Raw genomic sequence first — 16,443 nt, 5'->3', positions numbered from 1 at the left:
GGGCCGGTTGATCATCGAATACACCACCCCGGAAGGGTTGATCCTGCCCGGACCGGCGGAAACCATGGAAGATTTCTTCCCCGGCCTACGCCGCTACCGGTTCGACGACCCACCACAAGCCCCACCCACCCCACCAGGACCGCCAGGCCCGCCGGGTGCGTATCTGAAACCGGATGGGGAACGAATCCTGGACCGGGAATCCACACTGGCCCGCAAACATCGCCGTCGACGACTCGAGCGGCAACGCAACCGTGCCCGCAACCAGACTCCCGCCACCCAGACGGACTCGCCCGACCCGCCCTTCTGAGGGCGGTCACCTCCGGTCGTAACCCGGATACGAAAAAACCCACCGTTTCCGGTGGGTGATCTCTTGGTGGCCAGGGCCGGGATCGAACCGGCGACCTTCCGCTTTTCAGGCGGACGCTCGTACCAACTGAGCTACCTGGCCGAACGGTGCCGGTCATGAACCGAAACCTTGGCGACCCTGACGGGACTCGAACCCGCGACCTCCGCCGTGACAGGGCGGCGCGCTAACCAACTGCGCCACAGGGCCATATTCATTTATGTCCGAACTCGTGAGAGTTCAGGCGTACCCCCTACGGGATTCGAACCCGCGCTACCGCCTTGAAAGGGCGGCGTCCTAGGCCGCTAGACGAAGGGGGCCGGTTCTCCGGTCGGAGGCGCTCCGTTGGGAGCTGAATCAGATTAGGACACCGCGCGACGAAAACACAAATCGGCAGGTCAGGCATGCATTTTGGTCAATCCGACATACCGGGGGTGGGGGTTGCGTGACCGCGCCGACGGTCGGGGTAAACTCTGTTCGGCTCCGCTCCGGCGGGGCCTGCCTGCCCCTATAGCTCAGTTGGTAGAGCTACGGACTTTTAATCCGCAGGTCCCAGGTTCGAGCCCTGGTGGGGGCACCACGATCCATCGGCATCGCCGTCGGTCATCGACGACACATGCACCGTCGACCACGTCGATACTGCCGTTATGGGCGTCCGTGGTCGCGGTGAGGTCAGAAGCTCTCAGGAAGTGGCGCTACGGTGGCGCCGGCCGGGCAGGTGATGTCCGGCCGTGGTCATGTCATCTCCTGAAGGGAAATCGATGTCCGCGAACAGTCACCGACTCGAGGACGAACCGTCCCGCCGCAAGCGGGCACTCGGTCCTGTGATGCGGAAGCTGTTCGGCGGTGTCCCGCTGTTTCTCACCGTGGTGCTGGTGGGCGTCATCGCCGGTAGTGTCACCTTCCTCGCGGTCGGTCCGGACAAGCATTCGTCCGCCGCGGACCCGTCGACAGAGCAGATCGAGTCGGCCCGCGAGTCGGTGGCGTCGGCCAAGATGATGTTCGGACTGATGACGTCGGCCCTCGGGAGTGCCACCGGCAGCATCAAGAGCATCTCGGAGGGGGCCGACAGTGTCTTCGACGCCGTCGACACCGCCCACACCGCGTCCGGTCAGATCGTGTCGGCATTCGATGCCGCACCCGGCACCTCCGGCGCCGGTGGCGATGTGCGCAGCATGACCGTCGCGATGTCCAACGGCCTCGGCGACCTGCAGTCGCTGGCCTCCACCGCCGGGCAGCTCGATTCGCTGATCAGCCCCGTCATCACCTTCCTGCAGAAGAACAAGGTTCCCGGCAGCGGCGAGTTGCTCACCAACCTGACCGCGCTGCAGTCGTCGTCGCGGGAGATCTCGAGTCAGCTCGGGAACCTCGACGACCTCAAGAAGGAGATGAAGACGCTCGGCGACGCCGTCGACGAGGCGAGTGGGCACCTCGACGAGGGGGTGGCCCAGGCGCAGCAGGCCGCCCAGCAGCTGAACACCGGACTGGGGCAACTCGCATCGGCCCGCGGCGACACCGTCGCCGCCGCGAACTCGGTCAGCAAGGGCGTCGGCCAGCTCACGACGGTGCTCAACTCGATCTCCAACAACCTCGAATCGGCCGACGACAACCTCACCCCGGCCGGGGAGCAGGGCGTTCTCGCGGCGCCCGTCGTGCAGGTCGACAACTCCGACCGCACGGCGACGGCACTGCTCGTCGGTGGCGGGTCGGCGCTTCTGGTCATGATCCTGATGCTCGTCGTCGGCCGCGTCCTGCGACGGGACGGCCGGCAGCCGGGCGATGAGACCCCCGACGACGAGATCGCCGGCGATGCGACCCCCGATTCCGACGACGCCCCGGAGACCGAGGAGCTCACCGCACTCCCTCGGTGACCGCGTTCGGTATGACCAGAGGGCGATCGGCCCTGGTGTGACCCTGCTCATTCGGTACGCTTTGCAGTGATATCGACGGCAGGGAAGGCGCATGAGGCCAGCACACAATACCGGTGTGGCTCCGGCGTCGGATGGCGAAACCCGATGGACTCGGGCCCGGCGGCGCTACGCCGCGCGGGTCTGGGGCGTCGACGGGGAGCCCGGCGCGCGGGAGTGGGCGGGGCTCGGTGCTGCCGATCGCGGTCGACTGGCCCGGCGCGCCATGGCGGTGGCCGTCGCATCCATCGTGATCAGCAACGCCCTGATCGGCCTGGAGACCTTCCTGCTGGTGCAGTTGTCCTACAACGGCGGCCAGCTCACCGTCGAGGGAACCATCGGCGCCCCGAACTTCCCCGACATCGTCACCGCCGTCGTCGTCTGCATCGTCGTCAACGTGGTTCTCGGGGTGGTGATGCTCCGGCCCCAGGTCCGGTGGTTCGAGCTCGGATCGCCCGCCGATCATGCCAGGCGTGTTGCGGTGCAACATATTCCGGGTCTACAGGTGGTCGGCACCATGATCGCCTGGGCGGCCGCGGTGCTCAGCTACGTCATCCTGTCGGCACGCGATCTCACCACGAGCACCCTGCTGGGCGTCACCGTCGCATTCACCCTCGCGGGGACGTCCTGCGCGTGCCTGACCTATCTGTTCGCCGAGCGGGCGTCGCGACCGCTGATGATGGTGGCCCTCGCCGACGATCCCGCGTCGACCATCGTGCACAGTGTGCGCGGGCGGATGCTGGCGGTGTGGGCGGTCAGTTCGGCCGTGCCGATGATCGGTCTGGTCATCCTCAACACGGGCCGTCACCTCGATCTGCTGCCCCGGGTCACCGGCTCGGTGGACTGGGCGGCACTGGCCCTCGCCGTGGTCGGGCTGGCGTCGGGCGCGCGTGTGGTGGTGCTGGTGGGGCAGTCGCTCAGCGACCCGCTCACCGAACTACGGACCGCCGTGGAGAAGGTGCGCGCCGGAGACTTCGAGGCCCACGTCGACGTGTACGACTCGTCCGAGATCGGCGTGCTGCAGCACGGCTTCAACGAGATGGTGACCGGCCTCGACGAGCGTGAACGCATGCGTGAACTGTTCGCCCGCCACGTCGGCGACACCGTCGCCGAGCTCGCCATCGAGAAGGGGATGGGCCTGCACGGCACCAACGCCGAGGTGGGGGTGCTGCTCGTCGACATCATCGGGTCGACGACGATCGCCCAGGAACGCCGTCCCGAGGACACCGCGGCCCTGCTCAACGAGTTCTTCGAGATCGTCGCCCAGGTGGTCGACCAGCACGCGGGATTCGTCAACAAATTCGAGGGTGACGCGGCGCTCGCGGTGTTCGGGGCGCCGGTCAAGATCGACAACCCGGCCGGCGCCGCACTCGCCGCGGCACGTGAACTCGCCCGCGCGCTCACCGAGGCCCTCGACGTCCAGTGGGGTATCGGGGTGTCGTTCGGGGTGGCCTTCGCCGGCAACATCGGCGCCGAGCGGCGCTACGAGTACACCGTGATCGGCGACCCGGTCAACGAGTGTGCGCGGCTCTCGGAGATGGCCAAGACCAGCCGGGTGTCGGTGCTCGCCAGCGGGGCCGCGATCGCCGACGCCGCCGACGAGGCGGGCGAATGGGCGCTGCTGGGGGAGCGGGTGATGCGGGGCCGGGCCGAGCCGACCGCGATCTACGGGCCCGAGGCGCTGGTGCCGCGCGGCCCGGCATCGGTGGGCGAGATGCTCACCGGGCTGTTGCGCCCGGCACGCTGGCTCGGCACCGCGGGCGTACTGAAGTCGGACTGAATCGAACAACCCGCCCCGGTGCACCGGGGCGGCAACCACAGGGGGAGAGACATGAGCGGATGGTCGACCAAGGACATCCCGGACCAGTCCGGACGGACCTTCGTGGTGACCGGCGCCAACAGCGGCCTCGGGGCCGAGACCGCGCGAGCGCTGGTCGACGCCGGTGCGCGGGTGATCCTCGCCTGCCGCAACACCGTCAAGGCCGATGCGGTGGCACGTGAACTCGGCGAGCGGGCCGAGGTGGCCGCCCTCGACCTCGCCGACCTGGCGTCGGTGCGGTCCTTTGCCGACGGCCTGCCGGGCGTCGACGTCCTGATCAACAATGCCGGCGTGATGGCGGTGCCGCTGGGGCGCACCGCCGACGGATTCGAGATGCAGATGGGCACCAACCATCTCGGGCACTTCGCGCTGACCGCACTGGTGTTGCCGAAGGTCGCCGACCGGGTGGTGACGTTGTCGTCGGGTATGCACCAGCTGGGGCGGATCGATCTCGACGATCTCGGCTGGGAACGGCGCCGATACCGAGCCTGGCAGGCCTACGGCGACTCCAAGATGGCCAACCTGATCTTCGGGCAGGTCCTCGCCGAACGGCTGACCGCCGCCGGTGACAGCAGGAAGTCGCTGATCGCCCATCCCGGCTATGCGGCCACCGGACTGCAGGGACACACCGAGTCGATCATGGACAAGGTGATGGTGGTCGGCAATCTGTTCGCCCAGTCCGCCGCCGACGGCGCGCTGCCCACCCTGTTCGCGGCCACCGCGCCGGACGCGGTGAACGGGACCTTCTACGGGCCGACGAAGCTGTTCGGCATGCGCGGTGCGCCAGGGGAGTCGGGGTTCAGCGGACGGGCCCGCGACGAGCGGATCCGTACCGGCCTGTGGACTGCGTCGGAGAACCTCACCGGGACCTCGATCACGCTGTAACGCAACCGGTCACCACACACCCGGCGGGCGGAACTGCACGCTGATGCGGGGGCCGACACCGGTGCACTTGGGTATCGCGTGCTCCCAGGTGCGTTGACAGCTGCCGCCCATCACCAGCAGGTCGCCCGCCGACAGGAGGAAGCGTATCGACGGTCCACCGCCGTTGGGGCGCAACGCGAGTGGGCGAGGCGAGCCCAGCGAGAGGATCGCGACCATGGTGTCGTCGGTGGCGCCCCGGCCGAACCGGTCACCGTGCCATGCAACCGAATCCGCCCCGTCCCGGTACAGGCACAGCCCCGCGGTGGCGAAGCCCTCGGGCAGTTCGGGGCGGTAGTGGGCGCTCAGCGCGTCCCGCGCGTCGGCGAGCAGCGGATCGGGCAGTGTCGCGGCGGCGGGATACTGGGCGAGCAGCCGGGGGACGTCGACGACGCGGTCGTACATCCGGCGGCGCTCGGCACGCCACGCCGCGTTCTCGTGCAGTGCGTCGAACAGTGCATCCGCGCCGGTGATCCAGCCCGGCCGCAGATCCACCCAGGCGCCGTCGGTGAGTTCGCGCCGGGTCACCGTATGGCCCAGGCGCCCGATCTGCGGTTCGGTGTCGTCGAGATCGAAGATCGAACCCTGCATGCCGACGGACGTCATACCGCCAGGGTAGCGACTGTCGAACGAATGTTCTAGCCCGATCGGAGGCGTGCCCTTGCTCACAGACCGAGGGCGATGGTGGCCGTGCGGGAAAAAGTGGAGTAGAAAGTTCCAAGTGTTAGTCATGCACACTTTGTGCTGACTTCGTGTCCGGCATCTTGCGTCCAGTCGACAGAGGGACCCCCACATGGCTTCAGTGCTCTTCCGGCTCGGCCGGTTCTCGTTCAAACACAAGTGGTGGGTGATCGCCGCGTGGCTGATCGTCCTGATCGGGGTCGGCTCGGCCGTCGCCGGACTCAAACCCACCCTGGCCAAGGACTTCGACCTGCCCGGAACCGACTCCGGCACCGCCACCAGCCAGGTGCAGGAGTACTTCCCGCAGGTCATGGCGCAGCAGGAGCATGCGTCGACCAGTGTGCTCGTCGCCGCCGACGACGGCCTCGCCAACCACACCGACCAGATCGACGCCCTCGTCGCCGACCTCAAGACGCTGCCCGACGTCGTCGACGCGGACTCGATCGCCAACCCGGTGGCCGTGGCCCAGGCGCAACCCGCACTCGCCGCATCGGTACTCGGTGACAACGGCAAGGTGGGTCTGATCCAGGTCCGTCAGAACATCAAGATCATGGACCTCACCGTCGACGAGAAGAAAGAACTCGTCGACATCCTCGAGAAGAACCGCGGCAACGGTCTGCAGGTGGAGGCCACCGGCTCGCTGATGCAGGTCATGGAGGCCGGGGGAACCGCCGAGCTGATCGGTTTCGCGATCGCCTTCGTGGTGATGATCGTCGCCTTCGGTGCACTGGTCGCCGCGTTCATCCCGCTGATCACCGGCATCGTCGGCGTGGCACTGACCATGCTGCTGCTGTACCTCGGTTCGGAGTTCATGACGGTCAACGAGACCGCCACCGGCATCGTCACGATGCTCGGCATCGCCGTCTCGATCGACTACGCACTGTTCATCGTGTCCCGCTACCGCAGCGAGCTGCGCCGGGGCGGTGATCGCGCCGACGCCGCCGGACGGGCCGTGGGCACCGCGGGTACCGCGGTGGTGTTCGCCGGTCTCACCGTGATCATCGCGGTGGTCGCGCTGATGGTGGTCGGCATCCCGCTGATCACCCAGATGGGTGCCGGTGCCGCGGTTGCGGTGGCGGTCGCCGTCCTCAGTGCGTTGACCCTGATCCCGGCGTTGCTCTCGGCCACCGGGCGGTTCACCTTCGCGCCCAGGATCCCGTGGATCAAGCACGCCGAGGAGTCGGCCACCGAGGACACGCTGGGCGTCAAGTTCGGCCGGACCGTCACCCGTCGCCCGATCCCGTTCATCATCGCCGGCCTGGCAGTGCTGATCGTCGCCGCGATCCCGACGTCCAAACTCGATCTGGGCATGGAGCTGACCAGCGACGACGAGGTGGCCGCGCAGAGCCTGCTGCAACGTGGCTTCGGCGAGGGCATCAACGGCCCCCTGCTGGTGGTCCTGCACGACGACGACGGCCAGGTGGCCGGCATCGCCGATGCCGCGGTCGCCCACATCAAGACCCTGCCCGATGTCGCGAATGCGGCGACCCTGACGTGGATCGGCAACGGCCCGTCGCAGCAGAACCCGAATGTCGATGCCAACACCGCGCTGATCATGGTCACGCCGAACGGCGGACCGGCGTCGGCATCCACCCATGACCTCATGGAACACATCCGTGACTACGCCCCCACCGTGGAGAAGGCCGGTGCCGAACTGCACGTCGGTGGCCAGACCGCGATCATGTCCGATCTCTCCGACCGGCTCGACAAGGCGCTGATCCCGTACCTGCTGGTCGTCGTCGGTCTCGCGTTCCTGATCATGATCGGTGTGTTCCGGTCGATCTGGGTTCCGCTGATCGGCACCATCGGCTTCCTGTTCTCGGTGCTCGCGACCTTCGGCGTGACCGTCGCGATCTTCCAGGAGGGCTGGCTGGGTCTGATCGACCACACCAAGCCGATCCTGTCGTTCCTCCCGATCTTCCTGATCGGTGTGGTGTTCGGCCTCGCGATGGACTACCAGGTGTTCCTGGTGACCCGCATGCGCGAGGAGTACATCCACGGCATGTCGGCGAAGGATGCGATCATCGCCGGATACCGGCACGGTGCCCGCGTGGTGACCTCGGCCGCGATCATCATGATCAGCGTGTTCGCCGCGTTCATGCTCGCGCCGGACACCACGTCCAAGATGCTCGGCTTCGCCATGGCGATCGCGGTGTTCTTCGACGCCTTCATCATCCGGATGACGGTGGTCCCGGCGGTGATCGCGCTGCTCGGTGATCGTGCCTGGGGTCTCCCGAAGTGGCTCGACAAGCTGGTCGTCGACTTCGACATCGAGGGCGGTGCGGTCCGCAACCGTGGCGTGCCGTCGGCGGCCGCGGAGTCCGACGGGTCCACCGATGAGCGGGACGCCTCGGCGGAAGCAACCGTGACGAGCTGATAGAGAACTGAGGTCATGACCACGATGTCGGACCGCTGCCGGTCGGGCGATCCGGGGAAGTCCCCGGGTCGCCCGCTGGGCTTGCGCGGTCAACGCAAACAACGCACCCGGGCCGCGATCCGCGAGGCCGCGCTGCGCCTGTTCGAGAGTCAGGGGTACGCGCAGACCACCGTCGAGCAGATCGCCCGCGAGGCCGGGGTCTCGCACACCACTTTCTTCCGGTACTTCGTGTCCAAGGAACAGATGGTGATCGCCGACGACCTCGACGATCTGCGGGAGGAGACCCTCGCGGCGATCCCGCCGGGACTCGGTCGCTTCGATCTGCTGCGCGAGCTGATCCGGGCGTACTACAGACTGGCGATGGCCGACCCCTGGGCGTCCAGTTCGGTACGGGCACGGCTGATCACGAGCGAGCCGACCCTGCGGGTGGCGAATCAGATCGAGGCCGACGCCGCGATCTCACAGGCCACCGAGTTCTTCGCGCGATACCTGGGGGTGGAGGCCGACGACCGGCGGCTGCAGGTGTTCGTCGCCGCGGCCGGGGGAGTGATGTTCCACATCGCGTGCGGTGTGCCCGACATGTCGGATGACGGTGTACTCGACCACCTGCTCGACGCGGTGGACCTGCTCGAGGCCGGACTGCCGATCTGATCCGGTGCCCGGACGCGGCCGGGTCAGGCCAGGCGGCGCAAGCGCCTGGCGGCCTCGGCGATGACGTCGTCACGCTTGGCGAAGGCGAAGCGCACCATGTGATCCCACGGTTCGGTGTGGTCGGCGAAGACACTCACCGGCACCGCCGCGACGCCGATCCGTGCGGGGAGCATCCGGCAGAACTCCGCGCCGTCGGTGTAGCCGAGCGGACGCGGGTCGGCGCATACGAAATACGTTGCCTCGCTGCGATGTACCTCGAATCCGGCGTCGATCAGCGCCGCCGACAGCAGATCTCGCTTGTCCTGGAGCGCGGCGGCATTCGCGAGCACCCAGTCCTGCTCCTGTTCGAGGGCCACGGCGACGGCCGGCTGGAACGGTCCCGACCCCACATAGGTCATGAACTGCTTGGCCGCGCGCGCCGCCGCCACCAGCTCGGCCGGGCCGCTGATCCAGCCGACCTTCCAGCCGGTGCAGTTGAATGTCTTGGCCGCACTCGAGATCCGTAGCGTGCGCTCCCGCATCCCGGGGAATGTCGCCAGCGGCCGGTGGGTACGTCCGTCGAACAGCAGATGCTCGTACACCTCGTCGGTGACGGCGACGACGTCGTGTTCGATACACAGCCGGGCGATCTCGGCGAGGTCGTCGTCGGACAGCACCGTGCCGGTGGGATTGTGCGGCGTGTTCACCAGCACCAGCGCGGTCTGCGGGCCGAATGCCGCGGCCAGCGCATCCCGGTCGAGCCGGAACCCGTCGCCGTCGCCGACCAGCGGAACCGTGCGCCGCACCCCGCCGGCCATCGCCACCGTCGCCGCATACGAGTCGTAGTACGGCTCGATCATCACCACCTCGCGACCGGGCTCGGTCAGGCCCACCACCGCACCGGCGATCGCCTCGGTGGCGCCGACGGTGATCAGCACCTCGGTGTCGGGGTCGTAGTCGAGGCCGTGCCGGGCGCGCTGGTCGTCGGCCACCGCACGCCGCAGCCGCGGGACACCGATCCCGGGCGGGTACTGGTTGTCGCCCGCGGTGATCGCCGCACATGCCGCCGCCAGCATCGACGCCGGACCGTCGGTGTCGGGGAAACCCTGCCCGAGGTTGACCGCGTCGTGGGTCACCGCCAGCGCCGACATCTCGGCGAAGATCGTGGTGGTGAACGGTTGTAGGCGGGTGACGGTGGCCATGGCTTCAGGCTGTCACACCGCTTCCATGGCGATCCCAAGTGTCCCGCAAGCGGCGCACGTGACGCTGTCGGTCCAGACAAACCCGACACGAGAGGACCTGCCATGTCTGCCCCCGAACCGTCTGCCCCCGAACTCTCTACTCCTGAACCGTCCCTGATCCGGCCCGGAGCGCGCCTGGCCTGGCGCGCCGCGGTGATCGTCGGCTGCATGGGCTTCGCACTCCTGGCGGCCTGTTCGGTCAGCGTGGGCACCGACAGCGATGCCGTCAACAAACCGTCGGACATCGCGACCGGCGAATGCCTGACGCTGGGACCCGACGACGATCCCGCCAAGGTCGCGGCCACGAAGGTCGACTGCGACACCGGTGATGCACTGGCCTTCTACGCCGCGTCGACGGTGGCCGCCGGCGACACCTGCAGCGCCGACAACACCTCCACCCTGACCTTCGGCGGCGACGGGGGAGTCTGCCTGACCCCCAACTTCACGGCCGGCAAGTGCTATCAGATCCCGGTCGAGGGCGGGCGTCTGGCCGACTACCGACTGGTCGACTGCGGGGCGAGCGCCGTCGACGCCACCGTGATCGGACAGACGGTCAGCCGCGGTGACGTGTCGGTCGAATGCGATACCGATGCCACCAAGTGGTCATTCACCCAACCGCACCCCGTCGGATACTGCCTGCGTGAGGTCGTGTGACCGCTCCTTGCGCGCGCGTCACCCGGTAATGTTCGAGCCTGAACGCGAGGAGGGGTGACGGTGGTCTACACACCCGGTGAGTCGTTTGCCGGCTACACGATCGAACGGTTGATCGGGCGCGGCGGCATGGGTGAGGTCTACCTGGCCAAACACCCGTCGCTGCCGCGCAAGGAAGCCGTCAAGATCCTGCCGGCCGACCTGTCCCGCGACCCGATGTTCCGTCGCCGCTTCATCCGCGAGGCCGAACTCGCCTCCAGCATCGTGCATCCCTCGATCGTCACCATCTACAACTCGGGGGAACACGACGGCCACCTGTGGCTGGCGATGGAATACATCGACGGTGTGGACGCCGGTGCGCTACTGGGCCGGCGTCCGGGTGGACTCGACCCCGCCATGGTGTCGGCGATCGCCACGTCGGTGGCGTCGGCACTCGATGCGGCCCACGCCCACGGGCTGCTGCACCGGGACGTGAAGCCGGCCAACATCCTCGTCGAGGAGGCCGCCGGGGCGGTCCCGGTGACCGCCCCGCGGGTGTTGCTCGCCGACTTCGGGATCGCCAAGTCCCAGCAGGACGTCAGCAACCTGACGTCGGCGAACGTCTTCCTCGGGACCGTCGCCTATGTGGCCCCGGAACAACTGCTGGGCACCGAGATCGACGGTCGCGCCGACCAGTACTCGCTGGCCGCGACGTTGTTCCAGTTGCTGTGCGGCCGGCCACCGTTCGAGGGCAACACCCAGACCAATGTGGTGGCCGCGCACCTGAACAGTGCGCCGCCGGTGCTGTCGTCGGTGCGGTCGGGGACCTCGCCGGCTGTGGACGCGGTGTTCGAGCGGGCGCTGCGGAAATCCCCCGACGAGCGATACCGATCCTGTGGCGATCTCGCCGCCGACCTCGTACGTGCGCTCGGGCAGCCGAGCGCACCCGGTGCCGGGATCGCCGGGCCGGGCCCCACCGAGGTCATCCCGACCGCGCCGACGTCGGCGGGACGGGGGACGCCGGTGTATCCGTACCCGCAGGCACCCTATGGTCAGGCGTCATATGGTCAGGCGCCGTACCCGCAGGCACCGTACGTGCCGTCGGGCCATCCGGGCGCCTCCAACCCGAACGGGCCGATTCCGCCCGGGTCGATTCCGCCGGGGCCGATGTCCGCGCCGTTCGGCGCCACCGGCCCCTACGGGCAACCGATCCCGGTGCCGCCGAAGAAGTCCTCCAAGATGCCGCTGATCGTGGTCGCCGTGGTGGTGGCGCTCGTGGTGGTCGTGGGTGCCGGCATCCTCGTCGCCAACGCGCTGTCCGGATCCGACGACGACACGACCGCCGGCGGGGCCACCACCACGTCGCCGACGGGCGCCGGCACCAGCCCCGCCACCCCGCAGTCCACCCCGTTCACCCGGCCGCCGGTGACCCAGCAGGCCACACCGGTGTCGAGCCCGGACCAGTTGTCGGTGGGTGACTGCGTGCAGTTCGGCCGGCAGCGTGACTCCTCCGGCAACGTGCCGACCGAGCGGGTCGACTGTGCCACTCCCGCACTGACCTTCTATGCGGCCCGCTTCGTCTCGGCCGCTGCGGACTGTCCCAACGAGCGCAATGCCAGCCTCACCTTCGACGGGTCGTCCCAGAAACTCTGCCTGACACCGAATTTCGTTCCCGACGAGTGCTATCAGATCCCGCGGACGGGTGGGTCGCTGGCCGACTACCACGAGATCGGCTGCAGTGCTTCACCATTGGCGAACACCGTCGTGGTCCGGGTCACCGGGCGCTCGACCAGCCAGGTGACCTGCTCGTCGAGCGAGACCCGGTGGACCTTCGAGATCCCGGAGTCGCTCGGCTACTGCCTCGAGCAGATCGCCTGAGGGTTTCCGCTGCGGCGGGGCTCACTCCTGCGGGGTGCCCTCGCCGATGGTCGGGCCGAGCAGATCGTCGGCGTCGGTGATCCGGTAGGCGTAGCCCTGCTCGGCGAGGAACCGCTGACGGTGCGCGGCGTAGTCGGCGTCGAGGGTGTCCCGCGAGACCACCGAGTAGAAGTGGGCCTGCCCGCCGTCGGCCTTCGGGCGCAACAGCCGGCCCAGCCGCTGGGCCTCCTCCTGCCGGGACCCGAAGGTGCCCGACACCTGCACCGCGACCGATGCCTCGGGCAGGTCGATGGAGAAGTTCGCCACCTTCGACACCACCAGAGTCTGGAGTTCACCGGACCGGAACCGGTCGAACAGGGCCTCGCGGTCCTTGTTCTTGGTCGACCCCTGGATCACCGGGGCGTCGAGTTCGCGGCCGAGTTCTTCGAGCTGGTCGATGTAGGCCCCGATCACCAGGGTCTGCGACTCGGCATGGCGGGCCAGGATCGAGCGCACCACGTTGACCTTGGTGTGGGCGGTGGAGCACAGCTTGTACTTCTCGTCGGCCTCGGCGACCGCATACTGCAGGCGTTCCTCGTCGGTCAGCGTCACCCGCACCTCGATGCACTCGGCGGGTGCGATCCAGCCCTGCGCCTCGATGTCCTTCCACGGGGCGTCGTAGCGCTTGGGGCCGATCAGGCTGAACACGTCGCCCTCGCGGCCGTCCTCGCGCACCAGGGTGGCGGTGAGTCCGAGCCGGCGCCGCGACTGCAGGTCGGCGGTCATCCGGAACACCGGTGCGGGCAGCAGGTGCACCTCGTCGTAGATGATCAGACCCCAGTCGCGGGAGTCGAACAGATCCAGGTTCTTGTACTCGCCCTTGGACTTACGGGTCATCACCTGATAGGTGGCGATGGTGACCGGACGGATCTCCTTGCGCTCGCCGGAGTACTCGCCGATCTCCTCCTCGGTGAGCGAGGTACGGGCGATCAGCTCGCGCTTCCACTGCCGCCCGGCGACGGTGTTGGTGACCAGGATCAGGGTGGTGGCCTGCGCCTTGGCCATCGCGGCCGCACCGACCATCGTCTTGCCCGCACCGCAGGGCAGGACCACGACGCCCGAGCCGCCCGCCCAGAACGAGTCGGCGGCCATCTCCTGGTAGTCGCGCAGATGCCAGGCATCCTGCTTGAGGGTGATCGGATGCGCCTCGCCGTCGACGTACCCGGCGAGGTCCTCGGCCGGCCAGCCGACCTTGAGCAGGATCTGCTTGAGCCGGCCACGCTCGGACGGATGGACGACCACGGTGTCGTCGTCGAGTCGCGCCCCGAGCATCGGTGCGACCTTCTTGTTGCGCATGATCTCCTCGAGAACCGCGCGATCGAGGCTCACCAGGGTCAGGCCGTGCGCCGGGTTCTTGACCAGCTGCAACCGGCCGAAACGGCCCATGGTGTCGACGATGTCCATCAGCAGCGGCTGCGGTACCGCGTACCGGCTGAAGGTGACCAGCGCGTCCACCACCTGCTCGGCGTCGTGGCCGGCCGCGCGGGCGTTCCACAGCGCCAGCGGCGTCACCCGGTAGGTGTGCACGTGTTCGGGTGCGCGTTCGAGTTCGGCGAAGGGTGCGATCGCGGCCCGCGCCGACGCCGCGTCGGGGTGATCCACCTCGAGCAGCAGCGTCTTGTCGGATTGAACGATCAGGGGTCCATCACTCACTCGATCCATTGTCCAGATGGGTGCAAGTCCCGTCGAGTCCGGAAAAAGTTCTTAGGGTTACCTAATTACGCTGGTGGCGTGGGGCCATGTCGAAACTCGCACCGTCTCCGCTCGATCCCGTCTCCCGCGATGTCGTCGAACCGCTTCATCGGCAGAGCAAAAGGCAACTGATCTCGGCGGTGGCGCCGATGGCGGTACGCGCGGTCACCGGGCGCATCCGGGAGGGCACCTGGGACCCCTCCCGAACCGAGTCCGGCAAGCGGTGGCTGGCCGACAAGATGGTCGCACTCGACCCGCAGAAGGCCGCGCTGTGTCACCTGCTGTGCCGGTCGATCGGCGCCCGCCGCGTGGTCGAGGCCGGGACCTCCTACGGTGTCTCGACGATCTACCTCGCCGCCGCCGTCCGGGACAATCTGGCGGCCGACGGGGCCGGGCCATCCGACGGGACCGCCGGGCCCGTGGTGATCGGCACCGAACACGAACCCGGCAAGGTGGCCGCCGCGCAGGCCAACATCGCCAGGGCCGGACTCGCCGGCCTCGTCGACATCCGCGAAGGTGACCTGCGCGAGACCCTCGTCGACGTCGACGGGCCGATCGACTTCATGCTCGTCGACATCTGGATCCCGATGGCGCTCCCGGCGCTGGAACTCGTCACGCCGCGGCTACGGCCGGGAGCGCTCGTCGTCTGCGACAACGTGGTCAGCGGGGCCCGCGAGTACCGCGACTACCTGGCCTTCGTCCGGGACCCGGACGGGCCGTTCACCTCGGTGACCATCCCGGGGCAGGGCGGTCTGGAGATCTCGATGAAACGCTGAACCCCTCACCCCTTGACGCAGACCACCTGACGCAGGTGGGCCACCACCTCGACGAGATCGGTCTGCGCCGCGATCACCGCATCGATGTCCTTGTAGGCCGCCGGGATCTCGTCCACCACGCCGGCGTCCTTGCGTGACTCGACACCTGCGGTCTGGGCCACCAGATCGTCGGCGGTGTAGGTCTTGCGTGCCCGCGTCCGGCTCATCCGGCGTCCCGCACCGTGCGATGCCGAGTAGAACGACTCCGCCGAGCCCAGTCCGCGCACCACATACGATCCGGTGCCCATCGATCCCGGGATCAGCCCCAGGTCGCCTGCGCCCGCCCGGATCGCACCCTTACGGGTCACCAGCAACTCCAGGCCGTCGATGTGCTCGGTGGCAACGTAGTTGTGGTGGCAGCTGATCGGCTCGTCGAAGGCGACCGCCCGCCCCGCGAAGGTCTCGCGGACCGCCTCGCACACCAACGCCAGCATCACCCGACGGTTGCGTGCCGCATACTCCTGAGCCCACTCCAGGTCATGGCGATAGGCATCCATCTCCGGTGTGCCGGAGAGGAAGACGGCCAGATCACGGTCGGGCAGGTCGGCGTTGTGTGGCAGCTTCGCCGCCACCGACATATGCCGCTCGGCGAGTTCCTTGCCGATGTTGCGCGACCCCGAATGCAGCATGATCCACACCTGCTGCTCGTCGTCGACACAGACCTCGATGAAATGGTTTCCGCCGCCGAGTGTTCCCAGCTGCCGCCGGGCCCGGTCGTCGAGTTGACGCACCCCACGGTGCAATTCACCGAAGCGGTCCCAGAACCCGGCCCAACCGCCGCCCAGCCGATGCCGGACGACGTCCACCGGCTCCCGGTGCCGCTCGAATCCCACCGGCACCTTCGCCTCGATGGCCGACCGCAGACCCGACAGGTCGTCGGGGAGGTCGGCGGCCACCAGGTCGGTTCGCACCGCGGCCATGCCGCAACCGATGTCGACGCCGACCGCCGCCGGACAGACCGCATCGCGCATCGCGATCACCGAACCGACGGTGGCACCCTTGCCCACGTGGACGTCGGGCATCACCCGGACGCCGTACACCCACGGCAGCGTCGACACCCGGCGCAGCTGATTGCGTGCCTGATGCTCGATCGATTCCTCGTCGGCCCACAACAGGGTCGACGCGGCTGCGCCCGAAAGGGGTACGGGGAACTGGCTGTTCATGATTCTTCCATTGTTCGTGTCGGTGTGCCGACGATTGTCGGCGTGCACACGCTACGGTGCGCCGGTGGCCCAAGTCCAGTGGTTTTCGGACGATCGCCCGAGATCGCGCGGTGGCGGCGTGCGGGCTGGCGGCTCCGTCCCGGCTCAACCATCGAATGTTATTGGGGTGTAGCGTGCTTGGTGGTTGAGCCCGGGAGGAGCGTAGCGACGAGGCGTGTCGAAACCTCTGTCGGCTGGTGCCGGGTGGTGGCCACGTCGGGGTTGTGGTTGCCCGGCTCGACCATCCAATGGGGTTGGGGTGGAGTGT

At 68.2% G+C, this 16,443-nt stretch carries 12 protein-coding genes, 4 tRNA genes and 1 pseudogene; 10 read left to right on the top strand and 7 right to left on the bottom strand.

Annotated features, from left to right (window positions below):
• Positions 1-307, top strand: a pseudogene (locus GD1_RS25245) (HNH endonuclease); the annotation flags it as partial.
• A 64-nt stretch (positions 308-371) separates the two neighbouring features.
• Here the strand turns inward: GD1_RS25245 and GD1_RS10805 are convergent.
• The 3 genes from GD1_RS10805 to GD1_RS10795 form a co-directional block, all read right to left on the bottom strand.
• Positions 372-448: transfer RNA gene (locus tag GD1_RS10805), tRNA-Phe, on the bottom strand.
• Positions 449-476: 28 nt separating this feature from the next.
• Positions 477-553 (bottom strand) — tRNA-Asp (locus tag GD1_RS10800).
• A 37-nt stretch (positions 554-590) separates the two neighbouring features.
• Positions 591-663: transfer RNA gene (locus GD1_RS10795), tRNA-Glu, on the bottom strand.
• 184 nt (positions 664-847) lie between these two features.
• On the opposite strand from GD1_RS10795, the gene GD1_RS10790 reads away from it, so the two are divergent.
• The 4 genes from GD1_RS10790 to GD1_RS10775 all read left to right on the top strand — a co-directional run bounded on the left by GD1_RS10790 (position 848) and on the right by GD1_RS10775 (position 4,954).
• Positions 848-923: transfer RNA gene (locus tag GD1_RS10790), tRNA-Lys, on the top strand.
• A gap of 181 nt (positions 924-1,104) precedes the next feature.
• Positions 1,105-2,214 carry a hypothetical protein gene (locus GD1_RS10785; RefSeq protein ID WP_059037010.1) on the top strand — a complete coding sequence of 370 codons (1,110 nt, stop codon included), beginning with the start codon at positions 1,105-1,107 and terminating at the stop codon, positions 2,212-2,214.
• A 91-nt stretch (positions 2,215-2,305) separates the two neighbouring features.
• Positions 2,306-4,030 carry an adenylate/guanylate cyclase domain-containing protein gene (locus GD1_RS10780; protein WP_059037009.1) on the top strand — a complete coding sequence of 575 codons (1,725 nt, stop codon included), beginning with the start codon at positions 2,306-2,308 and terminating at the stop codon, positions 4,028-4,030.
• A gap of 51 nt (positions 4,031-4,081) precedes the next feature.
• The gene (locus GD1_RS10775; RefSeq protein WP_059037008.1) at positions 4,082-4,954 is read left to right on the top strand and encodes an oxidoreductase; all 873 of its coding nucleotides are present in this window, start codon (positions 4,082-4,084) and stop codon (positions 4,952-4,954) included.
• Between the two features lie 9 nt (positions 4,955-4,963).
• Here the strand turns inward: GD1_RS10775 and GD1_RS10770 are convergent, their stop codons facing one another.
• On the bottom strand, positions 4,964-5,596 hold the full coding sequence (locus GD1_RS10770) for an alpha-ketoglutarate-dependent dioxygenase AlkB (RefSeq protein WP_059037007.1): 633 nt from the start codon (positions 5,594-5,596) through the stop codon (positions 4,964-4,966).
• A 187-nt stretch (positions 5,597-5,783) separates the two neighbouring features.
• Between GD1_RS10770 and GD1_RS10765 the strand changes: the two genes are divergently transcribed.
• Together GD1_RS10765 and GD1_RS10760 are read left to right on the top strand one after the other, a co-directional pair.
• Positions 5,784-8,048 carry an MMPL family transporter gene (locus tag GD1_RS10765; protein ID WP_059037006.1) on the top strand — a complete coding sequence of 755 codons (2,265 nt, stop codon included), beginning with the start codon at positions 5,784-5,786 and terminating at the stop codon, positions 8,046-8,048.
• A 24-nt stretch (positions 8,049-8,072) separates the two neighbouring features.
• Entirely contained in the window at positions 8,073-8,699 is a 627-nt protein-coding gene (locus tag GD1_RS10760; RefSeq protein WP_059037012.1) for a TetR/AcrR family transcriptional regulator, read from the top strand.
• Positions 8,700-8,722: 23 nt separating this feature from the next.
• Here the strand turns inward: GD1_RS10760 and GD1_RS10755 are convergent, their stop codons facing one another.
• The gene (locus tag GD1_RS10755) at positions 8,723-9,880 is read right to left on the bottom strand and encodes a pyridoxal phosphate-dependent aminotransferase (protein ID WP_059037005.1); all 1,158 of its coding nucleotides are present in this window, start codon (positions 9,878-9,880) and stop codon (positions 8,723-8,725) included.
• Positions 9,881-9,982: 102 nt separating this feature from the next.
• Between GD1_RS10755 and GD1_RS10750 the strand changes: the two genes are divergently transcribed.
• Complete coding sequence (locus GD1_RS10750) at positions 9,983-10,573, top strand: hypothetical protein (protein ID WP_053778798.1); 591 nt, start codon at positions 9,983-9,985, stop codon at positions 10,571-10,573.
• 60 nt (positions 10,574-10,633) lie between these two features.
• Positions 10,634-12,427 (top strand): serine/threonine-protein kinase, encoded by a 1,794-nt coding sequence (locus GD1_RS10745; protein WP_059037011.1) that lies wholly within the window; start codon positions 10,634-10,636, stop codon positions 12,425-12,427.
• 21 nt (positions 12,428-12,448) lie between these two features.
• Here GD1_RS10745 and GD1_RS10740 read toward each other — a convergent pair whose 3' ends face one another.
• Positions 12,449-14,119, bottom strand: a complete 1,671-nt coding sequence (locus tag GD1_RS10740; protein WP_338018381.1) for a DNA repair helicase XPB — start codon at positions 14,117-14,119, stop codon at positions 12,449-12,451.
• A gap of 86 nt (positions 14,120-14,205) precedes the next feature.
• Here GD1_RS10740 and GD1_RS10735 point away from each other — a divergent pair, with 86 nt between their 5' ends.
• Positions 14,206-14,934, top strand: coding sequence for an O-methyltransferase (locus GD1_RS10735; RefSeq protein WP_059037003.1), 729 nt, complete (start codon positions 14,206-14,208; stop codon positions 14,932-14,934).
• 5 nt (positions 14,935-14,939) lie between these two features.
• Here the strand turns inward: GD1_RS10735 and GD1_RS10730 are convergent, their stop codons facing one another.
• Positions 14,940-16,136, bottom strand: a complete 1,197-nt coding sequence (locus GD1_RS10730; protein WP_059037002.1) for an RtcB family protein — start codon at positions 16,134-16,136, stop codon at positions 14,940-14,942.
• Positions 16,137-16,443 lie beyond the last annotated feature (307 nt).

The sequence above is a fragment of the Gordonia desulfuricans NBRC 100010 genome (assembly GCF_001485495.1).
Lineage (GTDB): Bacteria > Actinomycetota > Actinomycetes > Mycobacteriales > Mycobacteriaceae > Gordonia > Gordonia desulfuricans.
Note: the sequence above shows the minus strand (reverse complement) of the source record. Positions and strands in the feature narration are given on the sequence as shown.